The 16,165-nt window shown below is 73.4% G+C and carries 12 protein-coding genes and 1 tRNA gene; 6 read left to right on the top strand and 7 right to left on the bottom strand.

Annotated elements, in window-relative coordinates; genetic code table 11:
- Positions 1-3 precede the first annotated feature (3 nt).
- From QC385_RS10140 to QC385_RS10130, 3 genes are all read left to right on the top strand, one after another.
- A complete protein-coding gene (locus QC385_RS10140; protein WP_279540927.1) occupies positions 4-936 on the top strand; it encodes a M28 family metallopeptidase in 933 nt (310 codons plus the stop codon).
- A 221-nt stretch (positions 937-1,157) separates the two neighbouring features.
- Positions 1,158-1,544 (top strand): hypothetical protein, encoded by a 387-nt coding sequence (locus QC385_RS10135; protein ID WP_279540926.1) that lies wholly within the window; start codon positions 1,158-1,160, stop codon positions 1,542-1,544.
- Positions 1,522-1,595 (top strand) — tRNA-Pro (locus tag QC385_RS10130). Before QC385_RS10135 ends, QC385_RS10130 begins: the two co-directional genes overlap by 23 nt.
- 85 nt (positions 1,596-1,680) lie before the next feature.
- Here QC385_RS10130 and QC385_RS10125 read toward each other — a convergent pair.
- The 3 genes from QC385_RS10125 to QC385_RS10115 form a co-directional block, all read right to left on the bottom strand.
- Entirely contained in the window at positions 1,681-2,061 is a 381-nt protein-coding gene (locus QC385_RS10125; RefSeq protein ID WP_279540925.1) for a hypothetical protein, read from the bottom strand.
- Between the two features lie 314 nt (positions 2,062-2,375).
- On the bottom strand, positions 2,376-3,740 hold the full coding sequence (locus tag QC385_RS10120; protein ID WP_279540924.1) for an HEXXH motif domain-containing protein: 1,365 nt from the start codon (positions 3,738-3,740) through the stop codon (positions 2,376-2,378).
- Positions 3,737-4,969 (bottom strand): FxsB family cyclophane-forming radical SAM/SPASM peptide maturase, encoded by a 1,233-nt coding sequence (locus QC385_RS10115; RefSeq protein WP_279540923.1) that lies wholly within the window; start codon positions 4,967-4,969, stop codon positions 3,737-3,739. The genes QC385_RS10120 and QC385_RS10115 overlap by 4 nt, the downstream gene beginning before the upstream one ends.
- A 274-nt stretch (positions 4,970-5,243) precedes the next feature.
- On the opposite strand from QC385_RS10115, the gene fxsA reads away from it, so the two are divergent.
- From fxsA to QC385_RS10100, 3 genes are all read left to right on the top strand, one after another.
- Positions 5,244-5,444: an FxSxx-COOH cyclophane-containing RiPP peptide gene (gene fxsA, locus QC385_RS10110; RefSeq protein WP_279540922.1), complete on the top strand. Its 201-nt coding sequence runs from the start codon at positions 5,244-5,246 to the stop codon at positions 5,442-5,444.
- Between the two features lie 122 nt (positions 5,445-5,566).
- On the top strand, positions 5,567-9,331 hold the full coding sequence (gene fxsT / locus QC385_RS10105) for an FxSxx-COOH system tetratricopeptide repeat protein (protein ID WP_279540921.1): 3,765 nt from the start codon (positions 5,567-5,569) through the stop codon (positions 9,329-9,331).
- Positions 9,332-9,422: 91 nt separating this feature from the next.
- Positions 9,423-10,418, top strand: a complete 996-nt coding sequence (locus QC385_RS10100) for a hypothetical protein (RefSeq protein WP_279540920.1) — start codon at positions 9,423-9,425, stop codon at positions 10,416-10,418.
- On the opposite strand, the gene QC385_RS10095 is transcribed toward QC385_RS10100, so the two are convergent.
- The 4 genes from QC385_RS10095 to QC385_RS10080 are packed head-to-tail and all read right to left on the bottom strand — an operon-like array spanning position 10,396 to position 15,994.
- Positions 10,396-12,666, bottom strand: a complete 2,271-nt coding sequence (locus QC385_RS10095; protein WP_279540919.1) for a hypothetical protein — start codon at positions 12,664-12,666, stop codon at positions 10,396-10,398. The two genes, QC385_RS10100 and QC385_RS10095, sit on opposite strands and share 23 nt — an antisense overlap.
- Positions 12,667-12,718: 52 nt before the next feature.
- Entirely contained in the window at positions 12,719-13,813 is a 1,095-nt protein-coding gene (locus QC385_RS10090; protein WP_279540918.1) for a hypothetical protein, read from the bottom strand.
- Positions 13,810-14,685, bottom strand: a complete 876-nt coding sequence (locus tag QC385_RS10085; RefSeq protein WP_279540917.1) for a hypothetical protein — start codon at positions 14,683-14,685, stop codon at positions 13,810-13,812. The genes QC385_RS10090 and QC385_RS10085 overlap by 4 nt, the downstream gene beginning before the upstream one ends.
- 55 nt (positions 14,686-14,740) lie before the next feature.
- Positions 14,741-15,994: a cation:proton antiporter gene (locus QC385_RS10080; RefSeq protein ID WP_279540916.1), complete on the bottom strand. Its 1,254-nt coding sequence runs from the start codon at positions 15,992-15,994 to the stop codon at positions 14,741-14,743.
- Positions 15,995-16,165: the final 171 nt, after the last annotated feature.

Below are 16,165 nucleotides of genomic sequence, written 5' to 3'. Positions count from 1 at the left end.
GCCATGGGACGTGATCTACCCCTCGCGCCTCCCGAGAAGAGGTACCCGCCCAGTGCCGCCGAACGCTTCGTGCCGACGGGACGCGAGAAGGCAGGCTCAGCGCGGCGGAGGTCCACCGCCCCACCCGTCGATTCGGTGTCGGCGGATGCGCTGCGGAACACGGTCGAGGAACTGGCCGCCTTTCACACGCGGCACACCTTCTCGCCCCTCATCGGCCCCGCCGCCGAGGAGATCGTGAACCGGCTGGCCGCGGCCGGGTACCCGGACGTGGCCCGGCGCACATGGACCAACGCCGGTTACAGCGCCGACAACGTCATCTGCACCAAGCCCGGCACGGAACCCGGCAGCCCCGTGGTCCTGCTGTGCGCCCACTATGACTGCCGCATGGAGGACCCGGACGACGCGACGGCACGCGCGCCGGGCGCCGACGACAACGCCAGCGGGGTGGCCGTGATCATCGAGATCGCGCGCCTTCTGGCGACTGTTCCGCTGCCTTCGACGATCCGGTTCGTGGCGTTCTCCGGCGAGGAGCAGGGGCTGTGGGGATCCTCGGCGTATGCCGAGGCGCTGCACACGGCGGGGAACGGGGCCCACCATGTCGTGAACCTCGACATGGTGGGCAGACCGCCGGCGGACGGCTCCGTGACGGTGGAACGCGACCTGGGGAACTCCGTACCGGGCAATGATGCCGCGTCGCAGGCCTTCGCCGAGGTGATGGCGCGGGCGGCCGCGGACCACACGGCGCTGCCGGTCCGGCTCGGCCCCATCTACTCCAGCGACTACATGCCGTTCGAGGCGCGGGGCGACGTGACGATCGGTGCGTACGAGGGGGAGGGGAACCCGCACTACCACCGGACGTCCGACACGCCCGAGACGCTCGACTACGGCTACCTCGCCGACGTCACGAGGTTCACCCTGGCGACCCTGCTGGCCTGACTGGTGTGCCGGCCGCTTCCAGGATGTGGCGATCCTTTCGACGGCCTCGAAGGTGCCGGGCGGGAGCTCATCGGCGCTCACTGGGCGAGGAATCGGCCCGAGGCGTCCGTATCGACCTCTATGCCCCTGGTGAGGGGTACCCGTCGACTTAGCGTATTGTTTGCGGCATATGCCTACGAGTTGAGGCTTGCGGGCATCCTAGGGCGAAGGGGGAGCAACGGGTGGATGACGCGCGGGACCGGCGTGTCCGGCGAGCCGAAGCGGCCGGAGGTGCCGTCACGGGACTCCTCGCCATCGCGTCCTGTGCCGGACACGCGACCAAGGCGGATCTGCCCTGGTGGGCCGCCCTGGCCGTCGCCGTGTCGACGGCGGGCCTCGCCGGCTGGACCGGGGTGCATCTCGGCCGTCGGCGCGGGGAATGTGACGAGGCCGCCGGGGAGTCCGGCGAGAAACCCCTCAGCGCGTACGCGATGCTCTCTCCGTACCCCGCCGGTCACACGCCGCTCGACGCCCACGAGGGACCGGCGTGCGGATGCGGTAGGGTTGACCTGCGCGATCACGCGGTTCACCCGCGCGAGACCGCATCGGGACGTGGCGCAGCTTGGTAGCGCACTTGACTGGGGGTCAAGGGGTCGCAGGTTCAAATCCTGTCGTCCCGACTGTGCGGAAACGCAGGTCGAAGGCCGCCCTCTCATCCATGAGAGGGCGGCCTTCGTGCTTCGGGGGGCGTGGTGACAGCGGCACTCAAGGGGTGCAGGTGCCCGAGCCGACGAACTGGCGCGTGCCGGTGTACCCGTCGTGTACGGCGACGGCCCACCGTGTGTAGTTCCAGCTCTTGTCGCTGTTGAACTCGCCGGTGAGTCTGCGGCAGACCGCCGCTTCGACGGCGCCTTTGAGGTTGGACTGGGAAGCCCGGCTGGCGAATCGGCTGTTGGGATCGTCGGTCCATACGTACGCGGCGCTTTCGACGGGGTCGAAGCCGAGGCTGATGCCGTCGTTTACCGTCAGGGCGTCCTCGTTCGTCTCGACGGTGTGGGCGTTCCAGGTGGCGACGATGGCCTTGACCGTGGCGTCGGCGACGCGGATCTCCGCCTTGTCACTGCTGGGAATCTCAGCCGTTGCCATGCCGAACTCGTCTCCGTGCCATTGGCCGGCTGTCTCCGCGACGCAGCCGTCAGTGGCTTCTCCGAAGCCGAGGGCCACTGCGTCGAGGTCGCCGTCGGATGCCTTCCAGTGGACGGAGAAGCGGCCGAAGGGCCAGGTGGCCGGGTCGTTCTCGAGGCGATGAGCGAGGGTCGAACAGGCCGCGCGAAGAGGTCTGCGTGATCAGCCCACCATGCTATGTCCTGACCGGAGGTGTGCAGGGTGAGGGTTACCGGGTCGAAGCGTCCGTAGCTCGGTGCGCGGGCGGGGCGACATGGCGGAAGTCCGTGCCGGCTTCAGATCGGCAGCGCCTCCGGCACCCCGTTCCTGCGCACCCACTCCACCCGGTGCTCGGCGGCCAGGGCGAGACCCCGGCGGCCGGCCTCGGCGGGTACCGGGAGCCGGCACAGGGCGTCCAGCGTGCGCAGCATCGTCTCGGCGAAGTGCTGCCCCAGTGCCGTGAGGCGACCCGAGGACAGCAGGACCTCCGTGGCCTCCCGGGCCCCCGCACGCCACCGCGCGAACTGGGCGTGCGCCCGTGCGAGTTCCTCGGTGTCCTGCTCCACGGCCCGCCGGCGGTTCCAGAACTCCGCCACCCCCAGGTGCGCGTACGCCCCGTGGAACAGGCCGATCAAGGGCCGGGGATCCGGACGCCAGGGCGCGTAGTAGCGCTCGTCCCCGCCGGGCTCGAACAGGTCGAAGAGGTGCAGGACGGCGGCGAACTTGCTGTGCTGCAACTCGTGGGCGAGGGACAGGGCGAGAGCGCGCCCGGTGCGCGGCCGGGACAGCGCCATGGAGCCGAACGCCTCCGCGCTGCTGCCGCTGAAGCTGCCGGTGCGGCCGAGGGGCACCAACGTGCGTGGGCCGGCGGCGAGTTCGGCGCAGGTCTCCGGGTGGTGGGCCCGCAGCAGCCGGCAGGCCTCCCGGGCCGTGGACTCCCACCAGCGCAGATCGTCCGCCGTCAGACCCAGCGGCCGCTCGGGCACGCCGGGGAAGCGCAGCGGGTCCACATCGTCCAGGAGCAGGGGCGCGCCGGAGTCCAGCACGACGAGCCGGTGCGCCGCCCGCCACCGTCCCGACGACTCGTACGGCGCCTCCGGCACGGTCACAGGGCCGGGAGCGGATCCCCGGCCCGCCACCCCGACCCGGGCCGCACCGCCGGCATCGATCTCCACTTCGGCCAGATCGCCGGGGCCGGCACCGGGGAAGCGGGCGCCGCCGAGCGAGGGCAGGAAGACCTGATCCGCCGTCAGCGGCCACCGCACCCGTGCGGACACGCCCGCGCGGACCGCGGCCGCCGCGGCGAGGGAGCTGAACCGGTGGACCGGCGGCTCGCCCACCGCCCCGGCCTCGCCCTCGACGACGTGGTCCAGCCGGGCCAGCAGGCCGGTCAGCGCCGTGCCCGCCGACGGGTGCGTGAGGACGGCCGACACCGCCCGGGGGTCGGCCCGATGGGCGGCCGCGAGGAGTTCCCAGGCACGCCCGGCCGCCTCGGCCACACCGCCGCCGATGTCACGGGCGGCCTCGGTGACCGCGTGCGCGCAGGCCAGGCGGCGGCTGTACTCGGCGCGCGCGAGCAGGTCCAGGGCCTCGGCCCCGCCGCCGCCCGTCGCGAGCGCGGTGAAGAGCCTGCCGGGCACCCGGATCGGCCCGGGCCTCATGCCGCTTCCGCCGGGGTACCGCGCAGCCGGTCCAGGTCCCCGGCGAGCCGCTCCCTGACCCGCACGATGAGAGCGGCCAGGTCGGCGCAGTAGACACTGGGATTGGCGAACCCGGTGGCCGGGCGGTAGCGGTTGGCGTAGTGGCCGCCCCCGCACACCCGCAGCAGCCGGCAGTCGCGGCACTGCGCGGACACACCGTCGGCGCCCCACTGGCGGGCCGCGACGCCCGGGTGGCGCAGCAGCGCGTCGAAGGAGTCGCGCTCGACATGGAGGCCGGTCCGCGCGGCGCCGTGATAGGCGGTGCGCAGCGTGTCGTCCTGGGCGAGAGCGCCGTCCGTCTCCACGACGGCGTACCGCACGGGGGCCAGGCCCAGCGCCTCCGTCTCCGGGGCGCCGCCGAGCAGCAGCGTCATCATGTCCTCGAGCAGCCGCACCCGCGTCTCCCGCCGCCGGGCCCCGTACCACCGCTCGAACACCTGCCACAGCCAGTCCGCGTACGGCGTGCCCGGCAGGCCGGGCCGCAGTCCGGGCGGGGGAGTGTGCCAGTTGCCCTGCGGCAGCAGGAAGTCCACCGCGGGCGGGCGGTACGTCAGCAGGTGCTCATAGCAGCGCACCGGGTCGTTGCGCAGGTCGATGGTGCACAACAGGCCCGCGAACAGCTCGCGATGGGGCCCGTCGGCCAGCCGGTGCAGGGCGGCGGCGACCCGTGCGTGGCTGCCGCGCCCGTCGGCGCCACGGCGGTGCCGGTCGTGTGCCGCGCGGTCACCGTCCAGGCTGACGGAGACCCGGATGCCGTGCGCGGCACACAGGTCGAGCCAGCGTTCGGTCAGCCGTACGCCGTTGGTCTGGAGCGCGAGGTGCAGCCGTACACCGGGCCCGGCCGCGGCGCGCAGGACCGAGGCGGCCCGGCCGACGGCGGCTTCCCCGGCGAGCAGCGGCTCTCCTCCGTGCAGCACCACCCCGGCCTCGCGCACCCCGTGTGCCCCGAGGTGTTCGGCGATGCGCCCGGCCGTGCGGTCGAGTGTGCCGGACGCCATGGTGCGCGGCTGTTCGCGCCAACTGCTGTCCTGCGAGCGGTACATGTAGCAGTACTGGCAGGCGAGGTCGCAGCGGCTGTGCAGCTTCAGCACGAAGGAGTGGAACGGAGTGGGCGTCCATCCGGCCGCTTCGCGCGCCGCGACGTCGGCCGCGACCGGCCACGGTGGCTCCGCATGGCGCAGTCGATTCATACGTACCCCCCGGTTCGCATGCCGACCGGCCCGGTGCCCGCCCGGCCGGCCCACGCCATTTGGCTCAGTATTCGGCGCCGGTGACAGACCGTCAACATCGAGATTCCGTCGTCCGGGCCGCCACCGCCCGAAAGTAGCCGTTTCCCGGAACGGCCGTTTCCTCGAGTCGTCCCGTGGGGACGTCACCACGGGACACCACGTCCCCGGACACGGACGCGCAGGCGTGCGAGACCGCCGCGAACGGCGGTCCGTCGGGCACCGCGGAGGATGCGCCATGGCAGAGCTCGAGGAAGCGGGTGCGGGTGTCGAGCAGGGCGAGGCGACCCTGGAGTCCGTCGTGCTGGACCTCACGGACGTCCCGCTGGACGACGTCGCGGCACTGTCGGCCTCCGTGCTCGGGGAGACCCTGCGCCGGCTGCGGACGGGGCGCACCCCGGGCGACCCCTTCGTCACCGGGTTCAGCGAGAGCCAGTGACCGGCTCCGGGGGCGGACACCCCCTTGCGCGAAACCGCCTGATCAGGGGCAACCCGCCCTATACTGACCGTCCCTGACTGTCGTGCTCCACCGTCCAGCACCTGCCTCGAAGCGGAGTGGCCATGCCCGACATCCACGCAGCCGACCGCGCGGGACGGTTCGCCCTCTTCTGCTCCACCGCGGAGAACCTCGGCGTCAGCACGACCGTGCGCAACGTCGCGGACCTGCTGGCCGCGGGCAACCGCAGCGTGCTGATCGTGGACGGGCGCGCGACGGGCACGGCGGCGGGGGCGTCGACGCCCGGTCCGGCCGGCGGCCCGGAGGGGACACAGCCGCCCCAGCCCCTCGGCGGCATGCCGACCGGCACCCCGGCACCCCAGCCCGTCGGCACCCCGGCGCCCCGGCCCGTCACCGGCACGCCGGCCGGCGCGCCCGTGCCCGAGCCGGAGCCCGGCCGGATCGCCTTCATGGCTCGCCCCGACGCGGCGTCCCTCCTCGCCCTCACCTCGGACACCACCGCGCTGCGCTACGACCACGTCCTCGTCGAGGCACCGCTGCCCGACGCACCCGGCGCTCCGCCGGAGGGCAGGCTTGGCTCCCTGGCCGACTCGCTGGTGCTCTGCTTCGCGATGACGGCCTGGTCCATCGACGGTGCCGCCGCCCTGGGCGAGCAGATGAGCGGCGGCCGCTCCCACCGGCCCGTGCGTCTGCTGGCCCTCGGGCTGAAGAGCAACGTCGAGTCGCACGACCGGCTGCGCGGCGCACGCGAACGGGTGCGCCGCAAGTTCGGCCCCCTCACGCGGACCTCCCGCACGTCCGAGCTCGCCTTCCTGGAGATCCCGTACAACCCGCTCTACCTGGACACCCGGCAACTCGCCGTCGAGAGCGAGCCGGAAGGCTCCGTGACCGGGCTGCGCCCCTACTACGAGCGGCTCGCCGACTGGCTGCGCAACCGGCGGCCGGTACCGCTCAGCCGGGTCACCATCGTCCACTCCCAGCGCCACGCCCCCTGGGCCGCCTGGCTGGAGGACCGGTTCCGGCGCGGCGGCATCCGCACCGAACTGCGCGCCCAGGACGCCTACTCCGGCGACCGGCCGGCTCCCGGCACGGCCGTGCTGTTCCTCTCCCCGGCGGACATGGACCACACCGCGCTCGCCCAGCTCGCCGCGCTGTCCCACCCCGACGTCCGGATCGTGCTGGCCGACGAGCCCTTCCCGGACCCGGGGGCGGCCCACCACGAGCGCATCGACCTGCGCGGGACCGACGAGGACGAGGCCGTGCGCCGGCTGTGGTCGGGACTCGGCCTCGGCGCCCCGCCCCCGGCGGACGGCACCCCCGGACCACGGTTCCCGCGGCTGCCCGCCGTGACCAACGTGGGCCCCCGCTACAGCGGTTTCGTCGGCAGGGACGACGTCATCGGGGCTCTCCTGGAGGAACTGCACACGGCCGGCCGGGACCACACCCCGCTGGTCGTGCACGCCGCGAGCGGCTGGGGCAAGAGCGAGATCGTCCGGGAACTGTGCCACCGCTTCGGCTCCGCCTACGACGTGGTCTGGTGGGTGCGCTCCTGGGAGATCCCCCGCGCCCGCCGCGGTCTGAACCGGCTCGCCGGCCGGCTGGACCTGGCCACGACGGGCGACGGCGCCTCCCCGGAGCTGTTCGAGCACCTCTCCCGCACCGACACCCAGAGCTGGCTGCTCGTCTACGACGGAGCCGACAGCCCGGACGGTCTGCGGGAGTTGCTGCCCACCCCGCACGCCCGCGGGCACGTACTGATCACCAGCCGCACCGCCCCGGCCACGGCCGGCATGGCGGCCTTCGCCCTGCCTGCCATGTCGCCCGCCGAATGCCGGGCCGTCCTGGCGGAGCAACTCGCGGAGATCGACGAGGAACAGGCCCAGCGGGTCGGACAGGTCCTGGGCTTCGTCCCGCTGGCCGTACGCATCGCCGCCCTCTGCCTCGCCGAGCGCGCCGCGGCACACCGGCGCGACGACAGCATGGCCGACCGGGACGCGTCCCGTGCCGCCGTCGCCCACCTCCTCGCCGAGTACCGCACCACCCAGCAGGCCCTGCTCGAACGCGAGGGCGCGGCCCCGCCCGTGACGGTCATGGTGCGGGTCGCCCGTCAGACGGTGCTGCACACCCCGGGTGCCGCCGCCTGGCGCGCCGAGAGCCGCACCAGCGACGCCCTCGGCTGGCTGCTGAACGCGGCGTCCCTGCTCACCGGACGGGGCATGGGACTGGAGCTGCTGAGGTCGAGACGCATCCTCGCGGAGCTGGCCCGCGACGGGACGGCGGTCCGGAACCCGAGCGTGGGCCGGTCCCCGGCCGACACGCGGCTGCCCGACGAGCACATGGTGAGCGTCGCCCTGTGGGCCCTGTCCCGGGTCGGTCTCCTGGAGGTCGACTTCGACCGGCCCGACCAGCCCCTCGGCCAGCACCACGCCGTACGGGACGCCGTGCGCGCCGGCATGGAACCGGCCGAGCGCGCCCACATCGAGCAGGTGCTGCGCGAAACCCTCGCCGAGTTCACCCCGGACGAGGACCGCGGCCTGTCCGCCGACTGGGCGCGCGAGGTGTACTCGCTGCGGCTGTGGGAGGACCACCGCCCCCGCGTCCGGCGTTCCCTGCTGCGCCACATCAACGCCCTCAGCCAGCGCGGCGAGACCGCCGACCTGGCCCGTCTGCTCGACATCTCCGAGCGGGCGCAGGCGGCCTGGCGCCCGGAAGACGACGACCCGTCACCGGAGTACCTGCGCCTGCTCAACCTCACGGCACGCGCCCACCGCCTCGAAGGCTCCTACGAACAGGCCCGCCAGCTGGCCGAACAGGCCCTGCGCGGCCACCGCAGACTGCTGGGCCCGCTGCACCCGAGAACACTGCTGTCCGCCGACTCCTACGGCGCCGTCCTGCGCTCCCTCGGCAGGTTCTCCGACGCGCTGTTCCAGGCCCGCCCGGTGCTGGAGGGCCTGACGCTGCTGCTCGGGCCGCAGCACCGCGTGACCGTTCAGGCCGAGCACAACCTCGCCTTCACGGAGGCCCTGAGCGGACGATCCCCCGACGCACTGGCCCGGCTCCTGGCCCGGTTCCGCCTGCGCCAGGCCGTCGGCGGCGAGGACGACCCGGCCGCCTGGCGGTCCGCCGACCTGCTCGCCTGGGTCTACCGGACCCTGGGCCGCGACGCGGAGTCCCAGGACCTGCTGCGGCAGTGGCTGCACCGGCACGGCGACGTCGCGACCGGCACCCGGCTGAGCATCGAACGCGGCCTGGCCATCAGCGAACGCCGCATCACGTACAACTCCGCCCGCTCGCACGAGACCGTCTACGGCTACGAGAAGGCCCTGGAGCGCGACCGGCGGGTGCTCGCCGAGTCCGTCAGCCGGTTCGGCGCCGACAAGCTCGAGACCGTGCGCTGCCGCTTCAGCCTGGCGGCCGACCTGCACGCGCTCGGCAAGCACGACGAGGCCGGACACGAGGCCCGCCAGTGCAGCCGCGCGCTGGAGAGCATGCTCGGGGCCTGGCACCCCTACGCCGGACTCGCCGGGGTCCGGCACGCGGTGTACCTGCGGGCCACGGGCGCCGTCGAGGAGGCCGAGGCCACCGGCAGGGCCGCGCTCCACATCCTGGAGGACCGCCTCGGCGACAGCCACGCCTGGGTGTCCGCCGCGGAGAACTCCCTCGCGGCCACCCTCGCCGCGGCCGGGCGGACCGATGAGGCCGTCGCACTCGCCGAGCGCGCCCTGCGCCGTTTGCGGGACCTGGACATGGGGCATCGGCCCGACGGGCGGCGGGTGGGTGCGCACCGCACCTGGCTCACCTCCCGGAGCGCCGGGTCCGCCCCACCGGCCAGGGACTTCGACATCGATCTGGAACTGCCCGGTATCTAGGACCGGCGTCCAGGCCCGGCACCCAGGCCCGGAAACCCGGGCCCGGCGCCGTCGCCCGGACGACGGTTCCCCGACGGAAAGGTGAGCGTACGTGGCAGCAGCCCCGCACCCGGAGACCGAGCTCTTCACCGAGTCCCACTGGTCCCCGGAAGGACACGGCCGAATAACCGAGCTGTGCCAAGGGGCCTTCACCGGCGTCCCCGCCCTCAGGTCGGTCTCCCACTACAGCAACGGAATCATCGACTTCGTTCTCCGCAGAGGCGGCTGCGCTCCGCTCAGCAGCCTCGTCACCGAGCACGGTGAGGACATCGCCAACGAGTCCCTGCCCGGCAGCCGGCTCCTGCTGTGCACCCAGGACCTGAACGCCCTCATGCGGCCGGTGGGCACGGGCGAGCTGATGCGCGTCGTGCTCGCCAACGCGCGCGGCGGGCTGTGGGGCGGTCGCGTCAAGGCGGGGGAGTACCTGTCCGCACTCACCGACACACCCGGCGGGATGCCCGCGGCCGACGCGGCCATGAACGGCCTCGTCTCCGCCATCCGCACCCAGGTGCACCACCTCCCCGACGAACTGCCCGGCGGCCTGACGGGCTCCCCGGAACCGTTGCCGGAACACAAGGAGCGGCTGCGCATCGACTTCGGGACGGCGGCGGCCGAACACGACGGACTGTCCGAGATGCGGCTGCGGGCCCTGTGGGGCGGCCACATCAACACCCTCGACCTCCAGTACGCCGCCTTCTACCGGGACTGGAAACTCGTCTGCGCGGGCGACGTCTTCGAGAACCCCGAGCTCGGCCCCCGCTTCCTCGACGTGAGCGTGCGCACACGCCGTACCGCCTACCGCGACCTCGCCCAGGGCCTGCGCGGCCATCTCGCCCGGCTCACCGACGCGCTGCGGCTGGTGGTGCAGCCGCCCGCCGACCGCCTGGTCCTGGACGTCCAGGAGGGCGCCGTGTTCGTGACCTGGCTGTCGCCGCGGGACTACGTCCTCGGCGTGACGCTGGACCAGCGGCAGGTCACCCACGCGGAGAGCCGCCTGCACGAGCTGGCGGGCGCACTGCGCGAGCTCACGGCGCCCGAACGGCACTGACCAGCGCGCCCCACACCTCGTCGGCGAGCGTCTCCACGGCGCGCGCCGCCGTGGGACGGTGCACCGGACCGGCGGTGCCGAGGGACTGCACGGGCAGCACCTCCACCGCCGTCTCGTACTCCCGGCAGGCCCGGCGCAGCCGTGCCCACTGCTCCTCGGTCGGCGCGCCGGGCGCGGCGGAACGGAACCAGGCGTCGGCGCCCGCACGGAACCTCTCCGTCAACTGCCGGACCAGGGTGGCGCACCCGAGCGCCGTCAGATCGGCCCGCCCCGCCCGCGGCGGCGGGCCCTCGCCCGCGTCGTCCGGATGGCCGGCCAGCCGTTCCACGGCCGCGTCGAGCAGGGCGAACACCTCCTCGAACCGCCCCTCGACGGGCTCCGGCAGCGCCGAACGCGCCGGGCCGGGCGCCGCCGCGACCAGATCGCGCCGGGCCAGATCGCTCACCGTCCTGCGCAGCTGGACCAGCTGGGCGCTGTGCTCGCCGAGCGCGCCGCGCAACTCGCTGGTCAGTTCCGCGAGATCGGCCTCCTGACGAAGCGCCGTGAGGCGGGACCGCAGCCGGTCCAGGGCCTCGTTCACGGTCCTCGGGAAGTCGCCCGGGCGGTACAGCAGGGGCTGCGAGCCGAGAGAGCGCGCCAGCCGGTCCCGCATGGTCCGCGACACATGGCCGTTGACCACGAGCAGCACCTCGGCCTGCGCCGGATGCAGCGCGCTGCGCAGTGCCCGGACGCGCGCGGTGATGCGTTCCTGGTCGTCCGCGACGAGCACCGACGCGGTCACCACGACCGCGATGTAGGCGTTCGGGACGGGCTCCAGCCAGCACGCCACCACCATCGACCCGTCGTCGGACGACGCCCGCGCCGGGACCGGGTCGGGCGAGGCGATGCGCCACTGCCCCAGGGCCAGCGCCTCCCGGATGGTGGCGAGCACCTGATCCTCGGACACGTTGTCGTGCAGCTCGCGTACGGCCCTCAGCACGGTCGCCGCGGTCACCTCCCGGACCACGCCGCCGCGGTCCTCGCTCAACTGCCAGGCGTGATGGCAGGTCTTGAGGATCTCGCGGGGCACACCGCCGGTGAGCTCCTGAAGGATCGCGACCGACTCGGCGCCGAACGGCGCGGGCCACCGTTCGACCGCGTCGGTGCCTTGGGCGGAGGCGGGGCGGGCACCCGAACCGACGTACTCGGCGACGAGTTCGGCGGTGAGTTCCACGGTGAAGCGGGCCGGCCACAGTTGCACCACGCGCTCGTGCAGGCTCGGGCGGAACGCGTTGAGCCCCCGCGGCGAGGTGCAGAACACCAGCAGACCGCCCCGGCTCACATAGACGTTGACCAGACGCTCGAAGGCGTCGACGAACGTCCGCCGGGACTCCTCCGGCCAGTCCAGCACCTTCTCCAGCGAGTCGATCAGCAGCACGTACGGCTTGCCGACCCTGCCGTGCAGGAAGCCCTGGACGGCCAGCGCGTCGAAGACCGGGTCGATGCCCGTGACGGCGTCCTTGATGCCGCGTTCCCTGAGCTGCTCGGCGGGCTCGTCACCGGTCAGCCACGCCCACACCATCGAGGTGAACCTGGGGTCCTGGAGCAGGGCGAGCGCGGTGGCGAACCGCCGGTGCTCCGTCACCTCGCCGAGGGTGACCCGCAGATCGGCTTGCAGCACCTCGGGGTCGTAGCGCAGGGCCGAGACCACCTTGTCCGGGTCGAGCACGCGGTCGCGCAGCCCGGTGGCGATGTCGTCGAGGGCGATGTCGTCGAGCGGGACGTCGTCCGCCCGGCCGGGCCGCGGATCGGAGCTCTGCTCGCCGACCCGGACAGCCGTCACGTAGGCGTAGTAGTCCCGGACGAGCTCCTCGAACGCGGCCCGGCCCTCCGGGCTGTCCGCGGGACCGCGCATCCGGTCGCGGTACATACGGCCGAAGTCCTGCGCCGGCTCGTCGACGATCCACATGGCCGGGCCGTCCGGACGGGCCAGCCTGTTGCACACCTCCCGCGCCGCGTGGCTCTTGCCCAGGCCGAACTCTCCGACCACGGCGATGGCCCGGCCGCGCCGGCCGCCCCGGGGCCTTTCGGTCAGGTAGTCGTGCACCAGGTCCTGGAGTTCCCCCAGGATCCGGGTGGGGACATGGGCGTTGCCCGAGTCCGCCGCCTCGACCGGGGCGTCACCGAGATCAGCCGAGGGGCCGAGCCGCACGACCGGCACCAGGGGGAAAGGGTTGCTGTACCAGGTGTCTGCGCTGCTTGCGGCCACGATGGCACTCCTTGCGGGTCCTGTCAGGCGCGGTCGGGGTGGCGTGCGGGCGTCAGCCGCCGGGGCGGGGCCGGATCGGATCACGGAGCAGGGCGTCACGGCCGGCCCGCCGCCGCTCCCAGTGGGGTCTGAGCGCGTCGGCGTCGATCGGCCAGGGGTGCGGTGCGCAGCGGAGCGCGTCCGCCGCCGAGTGGAAGACCTTCCGCAGTTCGCGTACGTCCCGAGGCTTCCACTCGTCGTGCGCCGCCATCAGAGAACTCCTGTCCGGCTCGACCAGGACGTGCGGTCCGCCGTGGTCCGGCCGGGCGCTGCGGCTGAACCGCCAGATGTCCTCCGAGTTCAGCTCGCGCAGCGCGAGATGGGTGACCGCCGTCGATCCGCTGAGGGTGGCGGCCACTTCCCTCGCCGTCTCCGCCGCGCCGTGGCTCACTTCGACGAAAAGTACGATCCTCGGGTGCGCATTGCTCAGACAGGTGCGCAGGAACGCCGCCCTGAGGTCTGCGTCGTTCCACCGTATGTGCGGGATCACGGCGAAGAGCAGCGCGTTGCGCTGGAGCAGCAGATCACTCATCTCGCTGTAGGCCTGCCACGGATCGTCTTCGTCGGTGATCGCCTTGACCCGGGACTCGGGGAAGTCATGGAGCCGGAGTCTCTTCGCGAGTTCCCTGCGTATCCGGGCGTTGATCCGCTCGGTCGGCGCGAACGACCCGTCCGCGTCGACACTGATCCGGCGGCCGTCGTTCTCCAGCCCCGCGGTCGGCACGAACACGGGGAGCGGGTTCCCCGCCGCGGCCGCGGCCGCCGCCACACGCTGTTTCGCCTCGTAGATGCACCGGTGGATGAGCGTCGTCTTGCCCATGCCGGGCGGGCCGCTGACGATCACGACACGGCCGTGATCAGCGCTCGGGTCCAGGAGTTCGCCGAGGCCCGGCCAGGTCGCGCCGAAGCGGTCCAGTTCCTCCCGGGAGTGGTCCACGTCCACCCACTGGTGCACGTGGTCCGGCTGTTTCCACGGCACCAGGGGGTGGTCGGCGCTGAGTGCGACGGCGCCGTTCGCGCCGTCCGCACCGGCATGACCGTGGTGCGTGCCGTTCGATCCGTACGGTTTGCGCACTCCGTAGGGGTTCGCCCAGTCGGAGCTGGTCATCCGTGGTGTCCTCCGGCGCTTGTGGGACGGCCGTTGCCGCGTGTGCTCCGCAGCCACCACAGGGGCGCGGGCCTCAGCAGTTCGCCCACGTCGCCTGTGTGCCGGTCCAAGGTGGTGCGCACGGCGTTCGCCTCGCTCTTTCTCTCGTGCGGTCCCAGGAGTTGACCGTCCCGGCTGCCCGGCAGTGGTTCCGCCAGGGGCAGGGAGCCGGCCAGCCGCCGGGCCGCCTCCCGGCGCGGAGCCGGGCCGGGCACCAGGGCCAGCAGGCCGGAGAGCGCCTCCCTGGCCCGTAACGCCTCGGTGTGGTCCGCGTCGGGATCCTGCTCGTACGCCGTGAGATACAGCCATGAGATCCTCCCGAATTCCCGCACCGCCGCCTTCAGTTGCTGGTTACGCGTGCGCCGCTCCGCCGAGATCCGTTCCGTCATCTGCCCGGCGATGGTGAGGGCGGCTCCCGCCGCGAGCAGGTACACCGCGTCGAGGAACCCGCCCTGCCCCGAACCGCTCTTGTCCGCCGACGCCCCCGGCGGGTCGCCCGCGGCGGCCAGCAGCGCGTCGCACACCCGCTCGAAGTCGCCCCGGTGCCGCTCGGCCCACTCGTCCAGCGACAGCACGCCGCCCTTGCGCCCGGGAACCTCGACGGCCTCCGCACCGCCGCCCGTCCCGGCGGGCCGTCGCACCACACCGATCCGCAGCGCCGCGTCCCTGAGCTCGCCCCGGTGCTCGTCCGCCAGGCAGTACACCAGCCGGACATCACTCCTGCCGGTGTCCGTGACGGCCGGCCCGGCGCCGGCGGGAAGCAGCAGCAGGGCGAGCGCCGGGACACCGAGCACGGCACGCCGCCCGCCCCCGCCCGCTCTCCGTACGCCCATCCGGCCTCCCCGTGCCCTTGGCCGCGGCCGCGCCCGGCCGCCGCACACCCTTCGGTTACGCGGAGGACCGCAGTCCGTCGGCCGTGGCCGGAGGTGCCGGCGGTCCGCCGCCCTCGCCCGCCGGCCGTCCGGGGAGACGCTCCAGCCGGCCCCCGGGTTGCCGGCTTCTCCGGGACCGGTGGCGCGACCAGCAGCCGAAGCCGATCTGCGCCCCGTAGTGCAGCAGGTTGACCGTCACCACGGCCGGGGCGACGATGCCGACCGTCTTCGGGAAGTCGCGTTCGAGGGTGAGGGCGAGCAGCACGGCCGTGAGGCCGTTCTGCTGGCCGATTCCCAGCAGGAACCGGTCCCTTCCCGACAGACCGCGGACGAAGAGGGGCATCAGCAGCACGGCCACCACCGCCTGGGCCGCGAACGCCGTGGCGCCGAGCAGTACTCCCGGGCCCGGTGACACGCCCTGGGTGACGAACAGCCCCAGCAGGGCGGTGGCGAGCAGGAAGGCGCTGGAGACCGCCCGCGCGAGCGGACGGGTGAACGCCTTCGCCCGCAGGAACAGCCCGGCGACGGCCACGGCGAGCATCAGCATGTTGGCGGCGGCGAGCACGAGCACGGCCACGACCAGCACGGCGGCGAGCGGCGTCGCCGGCCGCCGCGTCCCGTCGGCGTCGAGCTCCTTCCGGGCGGGCCACAGCCTGCCGCCCGCCCACCACAACAGCAGGGCACCGGCCAGCAACAGCGCGTTGAACACCAGTCCGAGGGCGTAACCGCGGGTGCCGCCGCCCACCACCGAGGGCGTGCCCGCGTGCCCGGCGGCCGTGTAGGCGTATCCGGCGACGTACAGGGTCAGCAGGACCGTCATCGGATCGTCGAAGGAGGCCCACGCGGAGAGCAGGGACCGGGCCCGCTGCGACATGTGTCCGTCCCTGCTGAGGGCGGCCACCGACAGCGGGTCGATCTGCGCGACGACGATGCCGAGGATCAGGTACTCCGGGCGGTCGAACGCCAGGACCATGACCCCTGAGATGAGCGCAGCCTTGAGGACGACTCCCAGAGTGACGGCCGCCACCACACCGCGCAGATCACGGCGCAGGTCGGCGAGGTCGATGCCGTGCGTGCTGCCGTACAGGCCCACGGCCAGCAGCAGTCCGGTGGCGAAGACGTATCCGGTGGTGCCGGCCATCCGCGACGGATCCGTCGCCAGGCCGATCACCGTGCCGAGGACCAGTGCGCCGAGCGCGCCGAGCAGAACGGCCGGGACCGTCTCCGGCAGTCTCGGCCGCCGGGCACGGTTGCGTCGGGACGTCTCCACTGGCTCCCCCCATCCCCCGGTGTTACGCCGTGAGCGTAGTCGGGCCGCCGGCACCTCGTGCGCTTTCTGGTACGGACGTGCAACCGCGAGAGCAATCAAGCGTAGGCGTCACCATCCGGACGGCGTAACGCCATTGCCAGCCGTTCCCTTGCACGATGCCCGGCGGCGACC

The sequence above is a fragment of the Streptomyces sp. DH10 genome (assembly GCF_029813805.1).
Classification (GTDB): Bacteria; Actinomycetota; Actinomycetes; order Streptomycetales; family Streptomycetaceae; genus Streptomyces; species Streptomyces coeruleofuscus.
The sequence above is the reverse complement of the archived record's forward strand: the minus strand, read 5'-3'. Positions and strand labels throughout refer to the sequence as shown.

Coding starts and splice junctions, on each gene's coding strand:
- QC385_RS10125 (WP_279540925.1), bottom strand. CDS start 2,061: ATGGCAACGGCTGAGATTCCCAGCAGTGACAAGGCGGAGATCCGCGTC.
- QC385_RS10115 (WP_279540923.1), bottom strand. CDS start 4,969: ATGAATCGACTGCGCCATGCGGAGCCACCGTGGCCGGTCGCGGCCGAC.
- fxsA (WP_279540922.1), top strand. CDS start 5,244: ATGGCAGAGCTCGAGGAAGCGGGTGCGGGTGTCGAGCAGGGCGAGGCG.
- QC385_RS10090 (WP_279540918.1), bottom strand. CDS start 13,813: ATGACCAGCTCCGACTGGGCGAACCCCTACGGAGTGCGCAAACCGTAC.
- QC385_RS10085 (WP_279540917.1), bottom strand. CDS start 14,685: ATGGGCGTACGGAGAGCGGGCGGGGGCGGGCGGCGTGCCGTGCTCGGT.
- fxsT (WP_279540921.1), top strand. CDS start 5,567: ATGCCCGACATCCACGCAGCCGACCGCGCGGGACGGTTCGCCCTCTTC.
- QC385_RS10120 (WP_279540924.1), bottom strand. CDS start 3,740: ATGAGGCCCGGGCCGATCCGGGTGCCCGGCAGGCTCTTCACCGCGCTC.
- QC385_RS10140 (WP_279540927.1), top strand. CDS start 4: ATGGGACGTGATCTACCCCTCGCGCCTCCCGAGAAGAGGTACCCGCCC.